General features: G+C 61.2%; 1 protein-coding gene. It reads right to left on the reverse strand.

Annotation, left to right across the window (positions count from 1 at the left end; genetic code table 11):
• Nucleotides 1–16 precede the first annotated feature (16 nt).
• A complete protein-coding gene (locus ATY29_RS01280; protein ID WP_244597325.1) occupies nucleotides 17–952 on the reverse strand; it encodes an IS110 family RNA-guided transposase in 936 nt (311 codons plus the stop codon).
• Nucleotides 953–1,156 lie beyond the last annotated feature (204 nt).

A 1,156-nucleotide genomic window follows, 5' to 3' on the forward strand; every position in this document is an offset into this window, starting at 1 on the left:
CGGGGAGCAACCATGTTTAATTTTTGCTGTATTGTGGCGTCCATTCGGTCTTGCGAAAGAGGATTGTGTTGGCGAGGACGATGAGTTTTCGGGCGACGGCTATAACGGCGCACAGGTGTTCCTTTCCGCTCTGACGCAAGCGCGTGTAGAAAGCGGCGAGATCCGGATTGTGCCGGGTTGCCGTGAATGCGCACATGAACAGGCTCTTTCGCAGGCGTTCGCGACCGCCCTGGATGCGGCGTCTGCCGTGATGTTTTCCGCTATCGTCGTCATAGGGTGCGACGCCGGCAAGGGCGGCGATCTCGGCGCGGCTGGCATGGCCGAGTTCGGGCAGCCGAATGATCAGACACAGGGCGCTGCGCAACCCGATCCCCTTGATTGAGATCAGCAGATCGAGCCGTTGCGCCAGGTCACAATCGTCGCGAACCGTCTTTTCGAGCCGCAGCAGATGGGCCTTGCGGCAGGTTTCGAGGCGGGCGACCTCGCGCGCGTGACGGCGTTTGATCGCCTCCGACAAGGCGGTCTCGGCAAAGGTCTTGACCAGCGCGATCTGCTGCTCGATCTGTTCCAGATAGGTCAGTTCGGCGGCCAACTTGTCGAAGCGTGCGTCCGGCAGCGCCGGCAACTGCTCGAGACTTGCCGTGAAGAGTGCAATCAGCGCGGCATCGAGCCGGTCGTTCTTGGCTCGCTTGAGCCGGCTCTTGGCGAAGAAACGCAATTGTGCCGGCTGCAGACGCGCCGCCGGCCGCTCGCCGGCCCGCAGATGCGCCAGCAGCCGCCATTCATAGCCGCCAGAGGCTTCGAAGCCGATGCGGCTGACGTCATGCTCTCGAAGAAAGGCGTCAAGCGCCGTCAGGCCAGCGGTGTCGTAAGTGACCCTCAGCCTTGCGTTGCCGGGATGGAGGGCAATGTCGAGATGGCTTTTGCCGACATCGATTCCGGCACAGATCATGCTATTATCTGTCAACTTCGTCGTCCCTGTCTTGGATACGAACCCCAAGGTTCCTGCAACCACACGGGCCAGATGAAGAGCCGGTTGCGATCCTGCTCTCCACAGCCCCAAACGGCTAAGAAGGTGACGATCCGACAACCAGCTGCCGGGCGGGCGGCCACCCGCCCGGCAAGCATCAATATCCTACATTTTCATCATCCAAGA

Source organism: Rhizobium hidalgonense, assembly GCF_002914525.1.
GTDB lineage: Bacteria > Pseudomonadota > Alphaproteobacteria > Rhizobiales > Rhizobiaceae > Rhizobium > Rhizobium hidalgonense.

What these genes read in the sequence shown, in the direction of transcription:
- ATY29_RS01280 (WP_244597325.1), bottom strand. Translation starts at nt 952, where the DNA reads ATGATCTGTGCCGGAATCGATGTCGGCAAAAGCCATCTCGACATTGCC.